Origin of the sequence: Enterococcus sp. 1001283B150225_161107_E12, from assembly GCF_015556925.1 — a bacterium.
Classification (GTDB): Bacteria; Bacillota; Bacilli; order Lactobacillales; family Enterococcaceae; genus Enterococcus_B; species Enterococcus_B mundtii.
In genome coordinates this window covers 76,759-91,541 of record NZ_JADNNI010000008.1, presented here as the reverse complement: position 1 = coordinate 91,541, position 14,783 = coordinate 76,759, and the positions used below count along the sequence as shown (strand labels likewise).

Sequence of the window (14,783 nt, the reverse complement as noted above, 5' to 3'; positions counted from 1 at the left end):
TTTCTTTTATTCATCAAAATATTCACTTAATCGACTTCGAATATTACCAAATGTTAATTGCATCTTGTTCTCAGTACTATTTACTCGCCAAGCAGTTAGAACTGATTGATAAATTGTATTTTTTATTCTTACATTCGCTAATAATCCAGTTTCAATTTCTTCAACATCAATATTTTTTGCTTGAAACATAACTTTACAATTGATTTCATGTGAATAAGCATTTCCTTTTAGTTCACTATTTGCAACTTCTAAATATGTGGGTTTATCTTCTAAATCCTGATCATATATATATACCGTATTAACAGTAGGTCTAATAATTTTATTGCTGTTTGGATTGTTAGTGACATTATTATCATTTTCTAAATAGTAGGTAGCTAAGATAATTGGATGGTCCATACTGTTAGTTGCTTTATCAACAATTAACAATGCATTCTCATTACCAACTCCTGGCTTTTTTACCCAATAATCCCAGTCACTAAATTCTGAAGAATTATCCATTATTTGAATACTTTTTTCTATTCTTTTTATACCAGTCTGTATTCTGCCTCCTGAGATTGCTTTAACATACCACTTTACGTTGTATTTCCTAAATCCATTAATCAAATAGCTATTAATCCTTCGAGAATTTAATTCAATTGCTTGATAACTATGAGCTGTATCACTTTCAACATCAATACTTAATGTTCCATTTAAATTCTTTGTACGGTCATTTAAAAGGTAGTTAGTGATGATTGATTTAGCATGAGATTCAAAGCTATTCCCACTTGTTCTATAAGTAGGGAAATAACTATCTCCAAGGCCCATCAACCCACGACAACGGATTGTTTTATTATCTTGAGAGTCGACTATCCCAAAATAAGCGTATTTTCCACTAGGTATATACTTTGCTCTTAGCCAATCACCTTTTTCAATTTTTATATCTTCTGTTAAGGTGAACTCACTGGTCAGTTCACGATTAACTTCATCAATACCAAAGTCGAACTCTCCACATATATATTCTCTAGGATAGGGAGTTAGATCCCAACGAAATAAATGAACAGATATAATCATTAAAACAGATCAGCCTCCTCATAAATCGTTATTTCTACTTCTGCAGTACCGATATGAAATACTATTATTGATTCTCCGACAGGCGCATGAACAAACCCGTTTTTAGTTATATCTTGTTGTTGATAGACCGAAGACTGTAATCCATTCTGATCTATTAATATAGCAGTCCTTTCTTGAAATAAACTAGAAACAACCAACTGCTGTTCTTCTTGTAAAGTTAGAAAATAACCATCTGAGCTAATTAATTTTGAACCTTGGAATATTTCCCAACGAGGGTTTACACAATAACCAGTTATTTTTATTCTTAGCGGAGTCAGATGATTTTTTTCAGCAGATAAATAGAGGGAACGATTATTAATTCGATAGTTCCCTTTTTTCTCATGTGCATTTTGAGTATAGACATACGGCCGGACATAATTATAGACTTTTCCATGGGCATTAACATTTATATTTTTTTGATGAATTTTTGCATACTTCACTGTATACCAAGGCGATAATCGGTCAATTATAATTGATTCTTTTAAAAATCCGCCTTGTTGTATAGAAGATTTCGATAACATAGAAACTGTAATCAGTGCTCTTTTTTGGCCTGCGTCAGTAGTATAAATTAAATAAAGTGGACTAAAGGATAAAAATTCTACAAAAGAATAATATACTTGATAGGCATTTTCATTTTTACGACGTCCAAAATGAAAATAAGCTTCAAACTGATGTTGTTTCAATACGTGCTTTTCAATTCTAGAATGCCCATTTTCGCTCAAATAATCAGTTTCAAAACCTATTCCTAAACCATTTACATTAGAAGCCCTTAAAGAGTGCGTATTATCTATGAGCCAGGTATCACCATGACTGTTTTCAATTGATAGATGTTGCACTAAAATCCTCCTCTCGCCATCGTCTTACCGATTATTTTTGTCAGTCCATTAGTGTCTTCAATCATTACTATCTGTTCTTTATTTGCCAAATCTGTTAAAGCTTGTGCAATTTTGGAGGTGTATGGGGATTGCGTACTGTATGATTGATTAATAATTTGTGTACCTCTAGCTTCCATACCCATACTTGAAGCGCCTAAAGCTATTTCTGGGGTAGTGATCCTCAGTATTCCTTTTGATAAATTATCTATCGATTGATATGCTACATCTGCATACTTATCAATTCCCACAGCTACACCTTCTGGTATCCATCGACCAACTTCTGATGCCATCACTCTAGATGGACTGTTAATATCTAATGCTTGTTTCATTGTATTAGCAACCTGATTGGCAATTCTATTTGCGGTTGCCAATACAGATGCTGTACCGGCATTTAATCCAGCATTCAATCCAGCCATAGCATCTCGACCCACTCCATTTAGCTGGTTAGGTAATCCTGAAAAAGCAGATACAACCGCCGAGCTAGTTCTTGATGCAGTTGAAACAGGCTGACTTGCAGATGAATTCATTCCACTATTTAATGAACTAATTGCGTTGCGACCTGCCATTTGCATCTGATTTGGCAACTGATTGAAGGATTGTACAATCCTATTTGATATATTTCTGGAAGTTGCGACAACCCTGCTCGACTCTGCCATCATTCCAGAATTCAATCGACTCATAATATCTCGACCGATCGATTGAAATTCACTTGGCGTATTAGTAAAGGTCCGTATCAAGTTGCTATTCAAAGCTTTCACAGTAGCTAATTGTACTTGCGATCCACTTTGGAAACTCATATTCATAGAATTCATACTATTGGAAGCTACCATAGGAAGCGCACTCAACGCGTTAGCTACATTAGGAACAACTTGATTAAAACTTACTGTCATATTTTTGATACCAATGTCAGTTTGTTTTACCATTTGGTCAACCAACTTATTTACTTCCGCAACAACCACTGGACTAGTGGCTGCGATTCCCGTTGCAAGACCTTCTCCCACTGCTTGTCCGTACTCAGCATAGTTACCTTGGTTCATATGGCTAGATAGTTCATTATTTGGAGTGTCTGCGACAGCTTTAGCACTTTGTTGCACAGCTTCTTGACTGCTATCAATCCCTTGTGCTACACCTCGACCTACCTCTGTTCCACTTTCCTTAGTTTTTTCTGTAGTCATCTCAGCTTGAATAGTATTTTCTGGTATCATTCCTATAGCTTTGGCTGCTAACTCAACATCGGCATTAGATTGATTAATTCCTTCACTTAATCCTTTACCTGTTTCTTGACCAGTCGGAATATAACGATTTGCTTGTATGGTTTCCTGAAACATTGTTTCTGGAGTTTGTGCTACTTCTTTAGAAGCTTCTTCTACTGAAGTAATATTATCTAAAATTCCTTGCCCAATTTTGTTGGTGGTGCTGCACCCATTGAGGCGTAGTCTGTTTGTTCTAGTTGAGGGCCCATAACTCTCTCTGGCGTTTGAGCAACTTCCTTTGCTGCTTCCTCTACTTTGGCGGTTGCCTCTACCATCCCATCCCCAATTTCTTCGACAGGTTGACGTCCCCACTGTGCAAAGTCTCGCCCCTCTGTTCCTCTCCGTAAAGATGCCTCACTTTTTTCTGGAATTAATCCAAATTTTTCAGCAACAGTTTCCGTTTCTTCACCAACGATATTCCCCATACTCGCCATCGCTTGCTTCATCGTTGCATCCGCAGTCCCATTTAAATCACTAATGTGCTGTTGTGCTGTTTCTGGTAATTTACCTAATTCAAGATCTAAATTTTCAACAAACCACGCCGATTGTTCAGCTGACATTTTTGGTAGGTCCTCCATATGAAGACCCATTTGTTCCAGCAGGCTTTTTGTATGTTCTCCACCTAACTCCGCTAATGAACCAAGATTCAGCCCCATCTCATCCACCATTTGCTGTGTTTGAAGCGCACCCGCCGGGCCTAGTTTTTCAAGTTGCATAATAATGCCATCATCTACACCGGCCTTCGCCAAAATGGCAACATTGGTCGACCACGTTCTCATAGCTTCAGCATTTTTTTGTAGATTTTCCTTCATTTGATCTAAGCTGATTGCTTCTTGTTGTTCAATCTGCTTAAAAGCATTCCCTGATTCTTCTACCAGCTTTTTGTACATGCTATTCATTGATTCCAAGGCAGCTTGTTGTGCATCAGATAGAACATTCCATGAAGTAATCATCTGAGAATTAGCTTCTGAGACGGTCTCTGCGACTGCTCGTCTTTTCTCTTGCTCCTCCGTGTACAATTGATTTCGTTCGGATTGATTTTCAACAAGTAAACCTTGAAGTTCATCTTCCTTCTGGGACAGTCCTTCCAGTGATTCTTTGACTTTTTTCTTTCCATCCACGCCAGATTCTGAGGCTTCTTGCTCCAATCTCATACGTTCTTTGGCTACTTCAGTTAATGAGGATTCAATGTCTGCAGCTTCTTGATTCAACGTCTTTTGTCGTTCGGTTAGCCGATTGACTTCTTCCATTCCTTTAGAAGCTTCAATCCGTTTGTTTATTTCTTCTGTGGTTGCATTAAGCAAGCCTGTTTCTTCGTCGTAAGAGAGATTTAGACCAGTCACTGAATTATTCAGTTCATCAACTGTATCAGCCATCAATTTTTTATCCGCAGCCGATTTATCTTCAATTGCTGAAAGCCTTTGTAATTCAGCTGCTAGATCCTTGTTTCTTTCTGTATTCGACTCGATCACTTTAGCTTGTGACTCAAATTCTTTTGCACTGGACTGGGTTGACTTTCCGACATTATCTAGATCGTCTTTTAATCCATCTAATTCACTAGCTAATTCTTTGGTCTTTTTACGTGTATCTAAAAAATTTTTTCCCATTATGGCTGCAGCTACACCAGCTGCTCCTAAAACAGCTGCTGTACCCGCGACTACTGGATTCAATAGAATGCTAGCTGCTGCCAGTGCCTTCTTCGCTGCTGCAGAAGCACCAGCAGCAATCGCATAGGTTTTTTGGGCGGCTGCTGCACCTTTTAGTGAAGCTGCATTGGAAATGTTTGCTGCAACAACCGCTTTAGTGGTGGTGGCGTTCTGTAAGTTGAGACTGATTCCTAGTTTTGTAGCAACTGCATCAACTTTTTTAGCCATCGTCGCACCAGAAGTTGCACCGGTCAGGTATTTCAACATCTGAACATAAGATGCTGTAGCAACTGCTGCTTTCTGTACAATAAGTAGTCCACCAAATGCAGTTCCTAATCCGATAATCACGGGTGAAGCTGTCACAGCTGCGTCCTTCACAGTAATAACCCCACCGGTCATCGTATCAACAGCCGAAACAACAGGAGGGATTACACCAGCAATCCCATTTAGCGCACCTTCAAATGTTTTACCAAATCCTTGGATGTTTTCTTTCATCGAGCCAAAACGTGTTTCTGAGAATGCCTCGTCCATAGATGCGATAATATTTGCTGTTCCTCGGCTTGTTGCAGTAGCCATATTGGCAAACGACCCTGCCCAAGTATCCCCAGCTTGTTGAGCCATCCCAGAAACCGATGTGAATTCATTCCCACCATCACGCATCGCCTGTTCAACCGTATCAAAAAACTGATTGGCACTAATTTCACCATCACGCAACGCATCACGAATACTCTGCATACTCATGCCAGTTGCATCTTCATAGATTTTCCAAGGATCAACACCACGACGGACCATTCGATCCATTTGAGCCATATTTACGGTACTGGTGGCTCTCATTTGGATCATGGCATCCATTACGTTATCCATTGTCTCCGCTGCACCGTCACCATACATAGCCACAGCGTCACCCCAGATTTGATAACTTTTTGTCGATTGTTCCAGTGAGCCGTTTTGCATCACTAAACGTTGAACGGTCTGAGCCGCACTATCCAGCATGTAGTTTGTACCAACAACGACATCTCGAACGCCTTCCATCCCTGCAGCCGCTTCTTCTGAACTGCCAGTTAATCGAGTCATCGTATTTTCAAAGTTATTCAAAGTATCAATACGACCAAATGCACCATCTAATGAACCTTTAGCCATCGATAGTGCTGTAGTTGCTCCTTTTGTGATCAACATCGCTGCACTTAGTTTGCCCACAGAGCCTGTTAACAAATTGGCTTTTGGCTCTGGTTGAGAAAAGGAGGTACTCATTTTAGCACCAGACTTTTCTGCTTCATCACCCAATGACGTAAGATCCTTTTTCATCGCATCAACCGCATCACTGACAGTCTTTGCTCCGTCTTTGGAACCAGCTTCTAAACTAGTCGCAATGCTCTTTCCTGCCTTAGTTGCTGATAATTCAACAGGAGGAACCATCTGCGCAGAGGACTTTTCTATAGATCCAAGAGCGCTAGCTGCTTGCTTGGAACCTGCTTCAAACGAATTACCGATGCTTCTACCTGCCTTAGGTGACGTCGCTTCAATACTGGCTAACATGTTACTGCTTGATTTCCCGATACCATCTAAAGCGCTAGTCGCCTCCTTGGCACCAGATTGAAAGGAGCCACCAAGCTCTTTACCAATTTTAGGTGCAGAAGATTCCACAGAAGAAACCAAGCTTGTGACTGATTTAACGACACTGTCATTGGCCTGATTGGCATTTTTGGCACCAGAATCAAAGGATTCACCCATGATACGTCCTGACTTAGCTAGTTCAGTGCTCGTCGTGGCGGTTAGATCCGTCACTCCTTTAGCCACGCTATCTGTTGCGTTATTAGCAGCCTTAGATCCCACTTCGAAGTTTTCGCTTAATGATTTCCCAGCTTTGACAGTAGCCGTATCAGTCGATCTTCCCAAATCAGTCATCGACTGTTCAACTGAATCCACTGCTTGATTAGCAACTTTCGCTCCTGTCTCAGTATTGGCACCCATATTATTACCAATTTTTTTTGTAATATCATCAGCATTTTTTCCTAACTGTCCAAAGTTTTTTTCAATTGAACTTATTACATTAGGAACCTGCTTGGCGTCGACATCAATCAGAATACTTATTTTGCCATCTTTAGTCATTATCTTCCTCCTCTCTATCAGTATTTAAGGCATAGTATCTTTGTAAATCTGTCATATCTTGCTTATATTCTTCTGAATCATTATTTCCTGGTTTCCAAGCTCGAATCTGCATAATTCGTTTAAGTGGGGTGTCTGAAGGCAGATTATGTAAAAGAGCTCTAAATTTGGACCAAGTCAGTATTCCCTGTTTATCAATTAAATCGATGTTATATGCTTGAATAAAAGAAGCGTAAATAGTCTCTGCATCCGCTGATATATCTATTAATTGTTCGTGCTCTTCCACAGAAAGTGGCTCTCCGTAAAAACTATATTTAATGAACGGTGGAACTTCTTTATGAATAAATTGGTCGTAAATAAATATCCATAGACTAAGTGCATCCTCAGATTGATACCAACCTTCTCCAATTAATAAATCTAGACATAGACAAGCTTTCTCATAATCAGTGAATATTGCCTCGTTTAACACATCAAAAGCATCTAATACAATATCAAATGACAAATTAATCAAATACTCACGTTCTTTATAAAAAAAGGAAGTGACTTCTGGGTCATTTAACCTCATGTCACCACCTACTTTTTATTTGCTACTTTTTGCTTTTTCTTTTTCTGAAACTCTTTGGTTAACTTTTTTGCAGCAAGCTCTCTATCCTTTTGTCTTTTCTTTTCTTGTTGTTCGACTTTTTTACCAATAGCTTTGATAGTTGGTTCATAAGCACGTTCAAGTGCATCAAAATCTGGTACACACTCATATAATTTTTTAAATGTTCCTTTACCAAAGAAAAAATCATATTGATATTCAAGAGTCCCTTTAGCATGTTCTATGACTGTTTCAACATTAGTTTCGTGGATAGAATCTTCTTTAAGTTTTTGTTCGTATATTTCGAATTCCTCATAGTTTTCTTCTACAATAATTCGTTTTAAATTTTCCAATGAGCTATCAAACCAGATTTCAACACGCTCACCAGTAATTGGATTTGTAAATCCTACTGGAAAGCCAGAGAGTTCAATATCGATATCAAGTGTTTGTTTCATAATTACCTCCATATAAAAAAGAGAAGGCTATAAAGCCTCCCCCAATATTTTAGTTAGTTCGTCTTTTTTAGCATTTGACGGGTATTCTATATTTTTACTATCAAGTGTTTGTTTTAATTCTGGAATAGTTAGCCCAGTAGCTTTCAGTTCTTCTGGCTCTGGGCTGTCTGCTTTGAATAAGGTTCCCATTTAGGTGTAGTATCATATAGAACAGTAAATTCAATATTACCAAATTCAGTAGCCCCTCCAGTTTTCGTTTGAGGACTTGATAAAGTTGCAATTCCTTCCCTTTTCTTTTTGGGATTATCTCGATCATCTGTTACTCGAAAACCAATTTTCCGATCATCTCCAAATAAACCAATCATTTCATCAATTAATTCGGATGCTTCATCACCCTCAAAGTATTCACCCGTAAAACTATAGCCTAGTCGATGAGAGGTGATCGTTTGCTCTGGTTCTCCTGACCCATCAAAGAAACCGTCTCCATCGTCAACTTCTTCTTGTGAGGCATCAGAGACACTCTTGATTTTTTTTAAACGAACCCAACCATCTTCAGTAATTTTTCCATCTTTCAATTTTTGAATTTCAAATCCAATTAGCGCAATTTTTTTTCGTTTCATAATATTCCTCCTATTTATCAAAATATAATGTTGCTTTGATTGCTAATCGATAATACAGAAATTTTTTGTCGTCATAACCTGTAAAAAAAGGTTCATCTACAATAGTTATTCCAACAAATTGATAACTATTGTTACTAGATGGAATATCTTCTTGTTCTTCTAGTAACTCACCTAGTTCAATCATTATCCGATCTGCATTTTCACATTTTGTTTTATAGACAAATTCATAATTTAGTTCTTTTTGTTTTGATCCATCCATAAAAGTTTCGACCGTTTTACCTCCAGGTAATGCGGTTAGACGCATCGACTCGTCTTTATCTAAAGAGTGAATACGGACTGGTACTGGTACTTGGTTCGATACTTCTAGCAACTGATCAATAAAATCCATTACCAATTCGCTCCCCTCTTGAATGCTTCTAACCAACTAGACATAAATATAGATTTTGCTTCTTTATCCCAATATGGGCCAGTTCCCGGTGTAGTATAATTAGAAAATATTACCTGTGTTCCAAACTTATTTGTAAACCCTCCGTGATAATGAGCCAAAGCATATCGAGCATTCCAAGTAATCTTTTCTCCATTACTTTCAACAAAAGACATATCTCTCAAGTGTTGGCTCCTCATAGGAACAAATCTTTCATTCATATCTAAATGAGCTTTATTTGCCATTTCGTGCCGTCCATTTTGTATAGATGAATGACTTAATTTTATTTTTGCTCGACTTAAATCAATTCTTACAGATGCTCCCATTAAACCACCTCCAATTCATAAGCGAATGGTTCAGGAGAATCAGCAAGCAACGGAACGATTTTTGTGATTGTGTATTGTTCGCCAAAGATTTCAATTTGATCTGCAACTGAAAACTCCGGTAATGGTCCAGTGTATTTTTTCACCATAGAAATCAATGCATTTGGCGTTTGTACTTTCCCATCAATATCCCTTGGCTCAAATTTGACTGTGTCGTCAAAGCGGACATGCTCAATGGCTAAATCATCCTCAAAAATCGGCTCACCTCGTGGACCCATTCCGTTTTTCTTGCGATAGATCATCGCATGAGGGAAAAAACGTTTAGGTGGCATTCGCATTCTCATCGACTCACCCCACGATATAACAGCCCTGTGCCAGATAACTGCAGCATAGCGTCCCCAGAAAGCAGGGATACTTCGTTTGTCGATGACGAAACACCTTTGCTTTTAGAAACACTCATCCGTCCGATGGACCAACTGTCAGGCTCTTGCATGCCAAACGTGGTAGTGGCATCTACTTCATGCATGTACTCGATTTGATAGGCAATAGCCAACTTAAAGGCATTGCGCCGCATCGGAATATCTGACTCGAGATCATTCCGCTGATAAAAACGTCTCGTTTGGATGTCCAACAATGCACTGGCTTTTCTCAGAAGCTTCCGGAAATCTTTTTCGGTCAGTTCCGTGTCACGATCCACGAGTCGCTTGTACTCTTTAAGAGACAGGTAGCCACATGGCTCGATGCTCTCCTGATCGTCAAAGCTTTCGTTCAACGGCTTACGTCTTATTCGTTCCATGGTTTTTCACCTCCATGAAAAAAGAGAGTGGTTATTCACTCTCTTTTAACAGCTCAATTAATTCTGGTTTCTTGGCAGTAGATGGATACTCAAAGCCAAGACGATCTAACTCAGCTCTAAGCTCATCAACTTTCATGTCATCGATGACAAATGATTTACCTTCTACCCCAGACTTCCCCGGTTCTTCCGGGGTCATGCTTTTGGGTCATCATAAGAGATATAGATTGCTGGACGTGCTTTCTTAAGTACCAAGCAATCGTAATAATCCAACCCTTTGATGGTGTCACGGTAACCGCCACGATCCTGGTCAGCAGGGACCAAATCAATCGTATTGTACTTCTCGATTGGCTTAGCAACGGTAATAGGCGTCATAATGAAATTAATATGCTTGTCTTCATCGACCTGCAACCGATTTTTAGCAACCTTTTGGATGATGATGTTCGTGCCATCAAGCATCTCGACACGACGATCGATACCGTTAAATTGAACAGTGTTGGTGGTAAAAGTTTTAGAAACGCCATCTGCATTCTTCAATGCTTTGTAGGCATCACTAGACATAAATGCCACAAACTGACCAATGACTTCTGTGTCAGTCATGTACGCTTCAGCATCGTCGAAGCTATCTAAAATATTAGATTTAGTGATTGTTTGTTTGACCGTTTTTCCTTTGTAAATCTTATCAGAAGTATCAAATCCAGCTTCAAGCAAACGAGCAACAGCGGTTTGATCTTTCTCAGGAATCGTAACCAATCGAGTGTGCTCTTCAATGACAGCACCTACTTGATAGGCTGCATTTTCCGATTGATCTAAGCGATCCATGTCGTAGCCCATCCAACGTTCCTTTTCCAATTTTAAAGTTGACTTCTCAACTGATATATTGTTCCGTTCATTTTCTTTATTTCGCTTATAATCGGCAGCAGTAAATCCTTGCATTTCATTTACACGAACTTCATGAGTCCCCACAAAATCAGCTTCTGTAATATCTTTTGCGCCTTGTGTCAATACTTCCCATACTTGCGACTCAGCTGCAAATTCCTTGTCGATTTTCGCTAAATCCTTACTGTCTAAAATTACTGGCATTTAAACCACTCTCCTAATTATTTTTTGTTCTTGCAATATTCTCTGCTAGATTATCTTTCCAGCTTTTTTCTTTAGGTGGCTCACCACCACCTGTATTACCAGCAGCCACAAACTGCTTTTTCTTTGGCTGTGGTGCAGGATCGCTTGATTGAAACAAATAGCCTTCATCTTTTTTCAGTGAGGCTACTTTATCATCTAATCCCTTGACTCCTTCGTCAGTCATTTCCAATTCATCTGCCTTCAACAAAGCTTTCACAGCTGTAATGTTCTTAGCTCCAGCTTGTGTTAAAGCTAATTCGATCGCAGCGTTCTTACGATCTGCTAGTCTTTCAGCGGTTACGGTTTCTAACTGATTTTTATAGTCATCAATTTGTTTTTGCAGATCTTCATTTCCACTGTTTGATGCTTTCAACTGCTCAACAAGCGCATTTGCGGCGGTTAAATCTTCGTTTGCAGTTTTTAGCTTTTGAGACTTATCGTTAAAATCAGCTTTAGGCACAGCATTTTTCGGAAATTCTGATTTTATTTCTTTTGTCGCTCCGTCTAGATCAAACTTCCCATCCTCTCCGACGTGTTTTGATAAAATTTCTTTGATCCATTCCATGATTCATTCTCCGTTCCTTTTTATTCTGGTTGGTACCAGTTTAGAGTGTGAGTTATACCGCTCACTCGGTAGATGAACAGTTTAATGTCATATTCAGGACAAAATAAAAGCCTAGCAAGCTAGACTAAACAAACCAAAATCCTCAAACTTCAAAGCAAGACCAATTTCATAAAATGTTAGTAAGATTTCAGATAAGCTCAATTTGCTTTAATCCTCCACCATACTTTCTCCTTCTATGAATACACTTGCTCTTTCGAATAATCCCGACGTAACAATTGATCATGCTCATTGATAAAAGTACGCAGTGCTGCTTGACGTCGTCTGACCAGTTGTTTGAAGTGCAGAACATCTTCTTTGTTGTCCATTGTCGTTGCTCCGTTCAACTGCCGCTTGGCACGACGAATAGCGACTTCCATGCGTCGTTGCTTGGCAACCAAGTCTGCATTGTCAATCGCTTGCTTTGGATCATACTGCTTCATGTGAATATCAAGATCCGGATCATAGATTTGGATGTACAATCGATGTCGACAATTAATACCTTGGGTTCCGTCAGGCTCACCGTATCCATGATCATAGATCGATGGAATGTGCCGTAATTCTTCCGGCGCATCCTCTTTACGGACAAGCAATACCCATCCACCTTGAATATGGGCACAGTGTGGTCGTGCAGCCACATGGCTACTCATTAAAGCAGTGACGATGCCATGCTCTAAGCCTCGCTTAAGTCGCAGATCTTGATAAACACGGTGAGTGGTTGCTTTTAAAACCATCCGAACGTACCGCTCAAGGCTCCATTCACGCCCTGCCTTGTCGACAAAGGTCGTCATCACCCCTTTTTCCACCATCGCATAGATCGACTCTCTAAGCGCCTGTTGTGGCGTTTTAGTGCCGCCAATGATTTTGGCTACAGTATCGTTTAAAACTTGTTGATACATCTTAGCCAGTGGATTATTCGGATAATTAGTGTCGATCAGCGTTTGATTGACATGATTGTCGAGCTCTCGCCATTGCTGATTGAAATATGACTCCATCACATTGTCGATCTCCGTTCGTGGTGGCGATTCTTTTCCGGTTTGCTTAGCCAAATTCTTGTCGAGATCTGAAACGACCTCAAATCCCATATCCACGATGATTTTACGTAACTGATCATAAGAATAATGACTTGTTTCATTGACCACTTGCTGCAAAGATTGTTGATTCAACAAATTTAATTGCTGCATCTTTTCAAGCTTCCATCGAAGCACATTATCTTCTGTGAGCGGTGTTCTCGTTGGCTTGTTTAACTGGCGGACAAGCATCCTCATGATCTCATCTTCCATCGCCATATAAGCATCTTGAATGTAAGAAGCCTCAATATCTAGCTGGTTGGGTGTAATGGCCATTCAATCACTCCTCGAAGTCTTCGTATCCAGAATCTCGTATTTTACCAGTAGTCTCATCAACTATATCTAATTGCGCTTGTCGGTAAAGATCTTTTGCCTTACTTTCAGGCAACTTCATTATTTTGGCTAAAGTTAACCATCCGGGAATCAGCCCATCATTTTTCAGTTCACGATAATAATCAGATTCTGACTTTTTATCTAAGAAGATGCCATCATCAAAGTTCACACCGATCTCTTCACGATTTGGAGATTCACCACTAAATAGTGGTTTCCCATCAACTTCTGTGGCCCGCCCTAACTCACACAACGCTAGTACAACATCCCGAATGAATTCCTCTAATTCGGTTGTTTGTTGGTTCCTTGATTGATACGTTTGCGAGTTCTCGCTGATTACCTCAGTTGCCGTCTTATTCGTCGTACGTACCCCGGCACCATCGAAAACGAACGTACCAGTCGACAGCCCCACTTCCATTTCTAGAAGTCGCAAGCGATGATTAATTGCTCCGATGTATTGTTCTGTTCGAATATCATGAGTTAAATCAGTAATTTTAAATTCATCAGGGTTCGTACCAGGAACAATGACATAGAAGTCATCATCTTTATCAAAGGTTAATTTCGTTTCGCCTGTTCCCTTGTCAGGAATTCCACTTAGCATAGATTCAGGAAAGGCCGCTCTTCTCTTTCCTACGTCAATTTCATGATCGAACGCATCAAGTGCTTTGTTTAATCGATCAAGTGTTCGTTTACAGTTATCGTACACACCAACACCAAGTGGTGAGTATGGGTTGATATTGTTAAAACCTGCTGTCTTAAAATAAGAGAAGATTGGACGTTCAATTTCTTCACCATGAACAGCCGCCTCAAACTCTTCGTACTGCTTTAATGTGTTTAAAGATACTTGCATCCCCAACACATTAGATTTTTCACTTTCGTATAGTTCCATAGAGACCCAATACTCACCATCGATCCACTCATGGAATTCTAACAAGGTATAATAGAACGTTTTGTTCCCTTGGGTTTTGATCGTTTTAAATGCCATTGCACACTGACTGATCTTATTTGTACTACTTTCCAATGGAAAGAAGGCATCCGGGAGCGCCCATGAAAATTCCACTTGTCCTGATTGATCATTGAAATAAGGTCGCACAACTAATCCACCAAGAGCCATTGCTGGTTCAAGATACTTACTGAGATTACGCTTGAAGTCATTATGTTGAAACACAGACTCTATCCAAGCGCTAGCTTCATCATATTTTTTTGATTTATCGTCTTTTCCGATCGTGATTTCTGCCTGTTCATTGAACATTACCTTCGCATATTCAGAAGCAACCTTGCGGGCCATATTGATATTCGCCTTTGCTCTCTGATCAGAATTACAATGCATGTACCCTTGGTAATAAAGCAAGCTGTTTTGAATACGATCATATTCTTCACGACTCATTTGAATCTTTGGATGATCTAAAATACTTTGTAGCTCTTTTTTCGCTCCTATCGCAACCGCCCCCTGTCCAAAAACTCTTTTTATTGCTTGCCAAAATGACACCTGATCA

17 protein-coding genes are annotated in these 14,783 nt (G+C 39.4%); all 17 read right to left on the bottom strand.

Annotation, left to right across the window (positions count from 1 at the left end):
- Positions 1–6: 6 nt before the first annotated feature.
- On the bottom strand, positions 7–1,050 hold the full coding sequence (locus tag I2F89_RS08260) for a hypothetical protein (protein ID WP_010733997.1): 1,044 nt from the start codon (positions 1,048–1,050) through the stop codon (positions 7–9).
- Positions 1,050–1,925 (bottom strand): phage distal tail protein domain-containing protein, encoded by an 876-nt coding sequence (locus tag I2F89_RS08255; RefSeq protein WP_096081705.1) that lies wholly within the window; start codon positions 1,923–1,925, stop codon positions 1,050–1,052. The genes I2F89_RS08260 and I2F89_RS08255 overlap by 1 nt, the downstream gene beginning before the upstream one ends.
- Positions 1,925–3,292 (bottom strand): hypothetical protein, encoded by a 1,368-nt coding sequence (locus I2F89_RS08250; protein ID WP_195514175.1) that lies wholly within the window; start codon positions 3,290–3,292, stop codon positions 1,925–1,927. The genes I2F89_RS08255 and I2F89_RS08250 overlap by 1 nt, the downstream gene beginning before the upstream one ends.
- 56 nt (positions 3,293–3,348) lie before the next feature.
- Positions 3,349–6,972 carry a tape measure protein gene (locus I2F89_RS08245; protein WP_195514174.1) on the bottom strand — a complete coding sequence of 1,208 codons (3,624 nt, stop codon included), beginning with the start codon at positions 6,970–6,972 and terminating at the stop codon, positions 3,349–3,351.
- Positions 6,965–7,534, bottom strand: a complete 570-nt coding sequence (locus I2F89_RS08240; protein WP_195514173.1) for a Gp15 family bacteriophage protein — start codon at positions 7,532–7,534, stop codon at positions 6,965–6,967. Before I2F89_RS08240 ends, I2F89_RS08245 begins: the two co-directional genes overlap by 8 nt.
- A gap of 8 nt (positions 7,535–7,542) precedes the next feature.
- Positions 7,543–8,004, bottom strand: coding sequence for a hypothetical protein (locus I2F89_RS08235; protein WP_195514172.1), 462 nt, complete (start codon positions 8,002–8,004; stop codon positions 7,543–7,545).
- A 27-nt stretch (positions 8,005–8,031) separates the two neighbouring features.
- Positions 8,032–8,193 (bottom strand): HeH/LEM domain-containing protein, encoded by a 162-nt coding sequence (locus I2F89_RS15760; protein ID WP_080637949.1) that lies wholly within the window; start codon positions 8,191–8,193, stop codon positions 8,032–8,034.
- Positions 8,148–8,624 (bottom strand): phage tail tube protein, encoded by a 477-nt coding sequence (locus tag I2F89_RS08225; protein ID WP_010733992.1) that lies wholly within the window; start codon positions 8,622–8,624, stop codon positions 8,148–8,150. Before I2F89_RS08225 ends, I2F89_RS15760 begins: the two co-directional genes overlap by 46 nt.
- A 10-nt stretch (positions 8,625–8,634) precedes the next feature.
- A complete protein-coding gene (locus I2F89_RS08220) occupies positions 8,635–9,012 on the bottom strand; it encodes a minor capsid protein (protein ID WP_010733991.1) in 378 nt (125 codons plus the stop codon).
- Positions 9,012–9,374, bottom strand: a complete 363-nt coding sequence (locus I2F89_RS08215; RefSeq protein ID WP_010733990.1) for a minor capsid protein — start codon at positions 9,372–9,374, stop codon at positions 9,012–9,014. Before I2F89_RS08215 ends, I2F89_RS08220 begins: the two co-directional genes overlap by 1 nt.
- Positions 9,374–9,715, bottom strand: coding sequence for a putative minor capsid protein (locus I2F89_RS08210; RefSeq protein WP_229078078.1), 342 nt, complete (start codon positions 9,713–9,715; stop codon positions 9,374–9,376). The genes I2F89_RS08215 and I2F89_RS08210 overlap by 1 nt, the downstream gene beginning before the upstream one ends.
- Entirely contained in the window at positions 9,712–10,167 is a 456-nt protein-coding gene (locus I2F89_RS08205; RefSeq protein WP_137073000.1) for a hypothetical protein, read from the bottom strand. Before I2F89_RS08205 ends, I2F89_RS08210 begins: the two co-directional genes overlap by 4 nt.
- A gap of 31 nt (positions 10,168–10,198) precedes the next feature.
- Positions 10,199–10,363 carry a HeH/LEM domain-containing protein gene (locus I2F89_RS08200; RefSeq protein WP_100495009.1) on the bottom strand — a complete coding sequence of 55 codons (165 nt, stop codon included), beginning with the start codon at positions 10,361–10,363 and terminating at the stop codon, positions 10,199–10,201.
- Positions 10,360–11,247 (bottom strand): hypothetical protein, encoded by an 888-nt coding sequence (locus I2F89_RS08195; protein ID WP_010733986.1) that lies wholly within the window; start codon positions 11,245–11,247, stop codon positions 10,360–10,362. The genes I2F89_RS08200 and I2F89_RS08195 overlap by 4 nt, the downstream gene beginning before the upstream one ends.
- A 13-nt stretch (positions 11,248–11,260) precedes the next feature.
- Entirely contained in the window at positions 11,261–11,851 is a 591-nt protein-coding gene (locus I2F89_RS08190) for a phage scaffolding protein (RefSeq protein WP_010733985.1), read from the bottom strand.
- A 233-nt stretch (positions 11,852–12,084) separates the two neighbouring features.
- Positions 12,085–13,233, bottom strand: a complete 1,149-nt coding sequence (locus tag I2F89_RS08185) for a phage minor capsid protein (RefSeq protein ID WP_195514171.1) — start codon at positions 13,231–13,233, stop codon at positions 12,085–12,087.
- A gap of 4 nt (positions 13,234–13,237) precedes the next feature.
- Positions 13,238–14,776, bottom strand: coding sequence for a phage portal protein (locus I2F89_RS08180; protein ID WP_195514170.1), 1,539 nt, complete (start codon positions 14,774–14,776; stop codon positions 13,238–13,240).
- Positions 14,777–14,783 lie beyond the last annotated feature (7 nt).